General features: G+C 45.7%; 4 protein-coding genes. 2 read left to right on the plus strand and 2 right to left on the minus strand.

Features of this window, described 5'->3' with window-relative positions:
- The first annotated feature begins 307 nt into the window (after positions 1-307).
- Positions 308-1330, plus strand: a complete 1023-nt coding sequence (locus QUA62_RS28755) for a leucine-rich repeat domain-containing protein (protein ID WP_333408213.1) — start codon at positions 308-310, stop codon at positions 1328-1330.
- Between the two features lie 295 nt (positions 1331-1625).
- Here QUA62_RS28755 and QUA62_RS28760 read toward each other — a convergent pair whose 3' ends face one another.
- The gene (locus tag QUA62_RS28760; RefSeq protein WP_333408214.1) at positions 1626-2342 is read right to left on the minus strand and encodes a PEP-CTERM sorting domain-containing protein; all 717 of its coding nucleotides are present in this window, start codon (positions 2340-2342) and stop codon (positions 1626-1628) included.
- Positions 2343-2729: 387 nt separating this feature from the next.
- On the opposite strand from QUA62_RS28760, the gene QUA62_RS28765 reads away from it, so the two are divergent.
- The gene (locus QUA62_RS28765; RefSeq protein WP_333408215.1) at positions 2730-4178 is read left to right on the plus strand and encodes a tetratricopeptide repeat protein; all 1449 of its coding nucleotides are present in this window, start codon (positions 2730-2732) and stop codon (positions 4176-4178) included.
- Positions 4179-4276: 98 nt separating this feature from the next.
- Here the strand turns inward: QUA62_RS28765 and QUA62_RS28770 are convergent, their stop codons facing one another.
- Positions 4277-5260 carry a tyrosine-type recombinase/integrase gene (locus QUA62_RS28770; protein ID WP_333408216.1) on the minus strand — a complete coding sequence of 328 codons (984 nt, stop codon included), beginning with the start codon at positions 5258-5260 and terminating at the stop codon, positions 4277-4279.
- Positions 5261-5391 lie beyond the last annotated feature (131 nt).

Consider the following 5391-nt stretch of genomic DNA (forward strand, 5'->3'; position numbering starts at 1 on the left):
GCTAAATATAATCTTTTCAATTTTCCTAACTTGAAAAGATTTGATGCCTTTTCACAATTCATATAGGATTGCTATAGTTTAATGCTTATAGTTAAGTCTGCTGTGTTAACCTTTGAAACTACACTCCTCTACCCAACAATGTAGCTTTTGTATCGCAAGCTAGATTGTTGGAGCTGATTTGGTTGCCAAGATGCTTGATGCACCATTGTCTGAAAATGGTGTCCCGCTTCTAAAAGCTAGAGAGTGAAATAAAAACCAGAGAGATTTTGAACTTCGTGAAAATAAATACTACGGAGAGACAAGGGATATGACGCTAGAGGAAGCAGTGCGGCGAATTGACCAAACAGCCGAAGAAAAATTGACAGAGCTGGATTTGTCGGGGCTGGGTTTAGAGGAATTGCCGCAGCAGATTGGCAAGTGTACACATCTTGAGATATTAGTGTTGGGGAAGTGGGATGAGAAGAAAATAAAAAGGGTGGGAAATCAGCTAACTAAGTTTCCTGATGATGTTCTTCAATTAACCCACTTAAAAATACTTAAGCTTATTGACAATGAGATTACCTCTATCCCAGAGGCGCTCGGGCAACTGTCAAATCTGACAAGCCTTGACCTCAGTTACAATGAGATTACTTCCATCCCAGAGTCGCTCGGGCAAATGTCCAATTTGACATTGCTTAACTTCTTTGGCAATAAGATTACCTCCATCCCAGAGTCGCTCGGGCAACTGTCAAATCTGACAAGCCTTGACCTCAGTTGCAATGAGATTACTTCCATCCCAGAGGCACTCAGGCAACTGTCAAATCTGACAAGCCTTGACCTCAATGGCAATAAGATTACCTCCATCCCAGAGTCGCTCGGGCAACTCTCCAATCTGTTAGAGCTTTGGCTCGGTAATAATAAGATTACCTCCATCCCAGAGTCGCTCGGGCAACTCTCCAATCTGTTAGAGCTTGAACTCGGTAATAATAAGATTACCTCGATTCCAGAGAAGCTTGGGCAACTTTCCAATCTGGCACGGCTTTACCTCTGGGACAATCAGATTACCTCGATTCCGAAGAAACTCGGGCAACTCTCCAATCTGACAGTGCTTGAGCTCGGTCATAATAAGATTAGCTCGATTCCAGAGGAACTCGGGCAACTCTCTAATCTGGAAGCGCTTAGTCTCTGGGACAATCAGATTACCTCCAGCCCAGAAGCGCTAGGGCAATTGTCGAATTTGGCATCACTTAATCTTATGAACAATAAAATTACCTCTATCCCCGAGGCGATCAAGCAACTACCAAAGCTGACAATAATTAATATATATATGAATAACCTGACGGAGCTGTAACAGTTTTCAGCTCTAAATGGGGAAATTGCAGTATGCTGACTCGGCAAATATTCAGTTTACGGCTTCCAATTCTTCCGGCTTCAGTTTGCCTGTGAGATAGCCGTCTGGCTTGAGGCAACTAATCTGTGAATGAGCATCTATTGAATCAACGACTAGCTTCAGTCGCTCAAACTGTTCGGCGTACTTGGGGTCGCCGACACCGAAATTTTACCGGAGGGGTGCCAGTTGCGCTGGGGCTAATGTGTCCCGTATTCGTTCAAGAAGGTGATCGCTGCTGGTACACGTTTACGGCGTCTTATTTTTTTGCTGGCTTAAACTTTTTGCCTTTTAGCAATCCTGCAACACCTATTGCCGTGATGGAGCCAAGAATTGTGGTAGGTTCGGGAACTTCGGTAGTTTCGACTATCAATCTTGGTGGGCTGGGGCCGTATATGCTAGCAGCACCAAGGTTTAAGGCACGAATGCCAAAGCCAGCAAAAGAATCGCCGTTGCTAGCTCGCTGCTTAACAAACGGAGTCACGTCAAAGCTAATAGAAGTGTTGACAGATAATAAGGGGGGAAAGGAGGAAACATCTACAGAACTCAAGAATACTCCTGCCTCAAAATCTGATGCGTTGGCTGCTCCGTTTCCTACATAGCCGAAGATGCCTAGAATGCCGGGGTTGATAGAACCTATCCCAATATGTGGGTCTGTTACCCAAACACTGTGAAGCATTACTTCGATAACAGCACTATTGATGGTTGTATTGTGGTCAAAAGAAAAGTTGCCAAGATTGAATTCAGAAACGGCTGCTGCTTGAGCAACCGTTCCTTTAGCAACAACATCAAAATTATTAGGAATAACTATATCTCCTTGTCCGTTCAGATTTAAATCTATGACTTTAAAGGTGATTGCAGGCTCAAGACTAAATGTAGCTGCTTTAACTGCTTCACTTACTCCGAGTATAAAACCTACAGCCGTGCCAACAGAAGCAACGGCAATATTTGCAACCTTGCGATAGTGATTTTTCATGAAAATTAAAATTCCTTTTATAGTAAAGAATTAAACTGGAAACCCCACCCCATAATTAAAATACCTGAACGCTAGCTGGTTTATTTAAAAATAATATTTATTTACCAAAGTTATTGAATCTTAAACAGACTTACTTCCATACAAATATCAAACGACTGATTTTAGCACGGGTAGCACAGGTAACGCAGGTATAGTTCTTAAAAATCTCCAACCGCAGACGGGAAAATGGATGACAGTCATGTGACACCTAAAAGCAGTCTCAACATTCTAGGCTATAGACCTGATTGTTGACTGTCTGCCCAGCAAATCAGATCAGGATACGATAATATCCTGACGGACAGCCCCCAACCCTTGCCGCTACATTGAATACTTGCTAATTGCGCTAAGGTGCAATCATCCTTACTTCTTCCTGTCTTTACCCTAAGCGAGCTAGTAATTAAAATTGACAAAAATACAAAAGGGGTGGCTATGTTCGATCGCACTCAATGGTTTTTGGCTGGTCTGTTGATCGCACTTTCGGTTCAGTTAAGTCAGTCAGTAGCAACAGCCGTGCCTGTTCGTAAAACTGTACAAATAGCACAAACTAACAGTAGCGAGGCTGCTCAAAAAGTGAATTTTGAAGCAGAGGAACTCTACAAACAAGGAACGGCGGAAGCCAAAAGAAGTGCGATCGTCAAGTTTGAACAAGCATTAAAGCTGTATCGAGAAGCGGGCAATCGCTCTCGGGAAGCTGTTACCCTCAACAACATTGGTCAAGCATACTCAGAATTGGGAGAAAAACAGAAAGCGCTAGAGTATTACCACCAATCCTTACCTCTGGGTCGAGCTATCGGTGAGCGCTTATTAGAAGCTAACACCCTCACTGGTATGGGCCTAGTCTATTCAGATTTGGGAGAAAAACAGAAAGCACTAGAGTATTACAACCAGGCGCTCCCCCTGTATCGAGCTCTCGGTGATCGTTCTGGGGAAGCTGGCACCTTCAACAACCTTGGTCTTGTCTACAATGCTTCGGGAGAAAAACAGAAAGCACTAGAGTATTACAACCAGGCGCTCCCCCTGTTTCGAGCATTAGGCAATCGCTTCGGGGAAGCTGCCACCCTCAACAACATAGGTCAAGTTTATGCAGATTTAGGAGAAAAACAGAAAGCGCTAGAGTATTACAGCCAGTCGCTTCCTCTTACTAGGGCCCTAGGCAATCGGTTTGTGGAAGCTATGATCCTCGGCAACATCGGCGAGGCCTACTCACAATTGGGAGAAAAACAGAAAGCACTAGAGTATTACAGCCAGTCGCTTTCTCTTGGTAGGGTTCTGGGTGAGCGGTTTGTGGAAGCTATGACCCTCAACAACACCGGCAGGATCTATGCAGAATTGGGAGAAAAACAGAAAGCACTAGAGTATTACAGCCAGTCGCTTCCTCTGTTTCGAGCAGTAAGCCATCGCGGCGGGGAAACTACCACCCTCAACAACATCGGCAATGTCTACTCCGAGTTAGGAGAAAAACAGAAAGCGTTAGAGTATTACAGCCAGGCGCTTCCTCTAAGTCGCGCAGTAGGTGATCGCGTTCGAGAAGCTTCTACCCTTTACAACATAGCTGAGGTCAAACGCCACCAAAACAATCTTACCGAAGCCGTCAATGACATTGAATCCTCACTCAAAATCATCGAAAACCTCCGCGCCCAAATTACCACCCCAGAACTTCGCACCTCATACTTGTCCCAACTACAAAATTATTACAAGTTCTACATCGACTTGTTAATGCAACTGCACCAAGCTAATCCTAACTCCGGTTATGATACTAAAGCCTTAGAAGCCAGGAAACGTGTTAGCAACCCCTAAAAAGCAACGCATCGCAGTAGAAAGATGGTCGTTCGCGCATCTCGGTAACGTCCCCTTCTCGGGTTGTGAGCGGCACTCTGCCACTTGCCGATCGCCCCTTAAAACATCCCATCCAGCAAGGCAGTTACATCCAATTGGTCGCGGCCCCGGTTGTCGTCGTAGATCATCAAAGTATTAAGATTCTTATGTCTGCTGAGTTTCTGCACCTTTCTGACATTGCCGTCTGTGGCGTCCAAAGCAGCGGTGATGGCGCTGTGGCGGATGCGGTGAGGTGACATCTGCTTGTCAATTCCGGCGGTTTTTGCCTTGCGCTGCACCAATTTGTAAATGCCGTCCCCGGTGATGCGATGCCCGATCGCTGCGAAGTCCAGGGCAACAAATAACGGGTCATTTTCTCCGGCTGTTCCCGGACGTACTGTCAACCAGTCGCGAATTGCTGCAACAGTCGCGGGCCCTAAGTCGATCGACTGCTGCTGCGTCCCTTTGCCTTTCCCTAAAATCTGTAAATTGCCAGCGCAGGGGTTAAAATCTTTGATGCTTAATTGGCTTACCTCGTTTCGGCGCAAAGCGTTACCCCACAAAAGCCGTAGCAGTGCATAGTCACGCTTTCCGGCGAATGTTTCGCGGTTGCAAGTTGACAGGATTCGCTGAAAGGTAGAGACATCAATGCCCGTTGTATCGCGATATTTCTGCACGGTTTCACCTTTAATCCTTGCGAGGTTAAAGTCGCAAACTCCCAAGTTTAACCCCATTGTAACCAGTGACTTAATAGCAGCTAATCTCCTGTTAATCGTAGCTTCTGCCAGCGGCTTCGATCGCCCCTCGCCCGACATCATTATGGCTTTCCACTTGAGCACCAGCGCTACCGCGTCCCGTTCTGGCAGTTGTAAAAACTGAGTTACTGCCGATCGACTTGGCAATTGCCCGGTCATAGTTTTGAAAAAATCTCGCACGTCTCCGGCATAGGCGCGGCGGGTGTTTACCGATCGTTTGTCTGCCAGCAGTTGCGCGAGCACATCGGGGTCATTGTCAAGCGTCGGGAAGGTTAAGGCAGTGGGGCGGGCGATGGTAGCGAGTGTCATCTTAGTTTTGGTTTGGGTTAGGTGGGGCTTGTGGTATTGAAAAGTGAGCTTATCAATATAGCAATCCTATATGAATTGTGAAAAGGCATCAAATCTTTTCAAGTTAGGAAAATTGAAAAGATTATATTTAG

This window comes from Microcoleus sp. MON1_C1 (assembly GCF_036701945.1).
Classification (GTDB): domain Bacteria; phylum Cyanobacteriota; class Cyanobacteriia; order Cyanobacteriales; family Microcoleaceae; genus Microcoleus.

Bases quoted from the DNA above. Each gene is read 5' to 3' on its own strand.
- QUA62_RS28770 (WP_333408216.1), bottom strand. From the start codon at position 5,260: ATGACACTCGCTACCATCGCCCGCCCCACTGCCTTAACCTTCCCGACG.
- QUA62_RS28755 (WP_333408213.1), top strand. From the start codon at position 308: ATGACGCTAGAGGAAGCAGTGCGGCGAATTGACCAAACAGCCGAAGAA.
- QUA62_RS28760 (WP_333408214.1), bottom strand. From the start codon at position 2,342: ATGAAAAATCACTATCGCAAGGTTGCAAATATTGCCGTTGCTTCTGTT.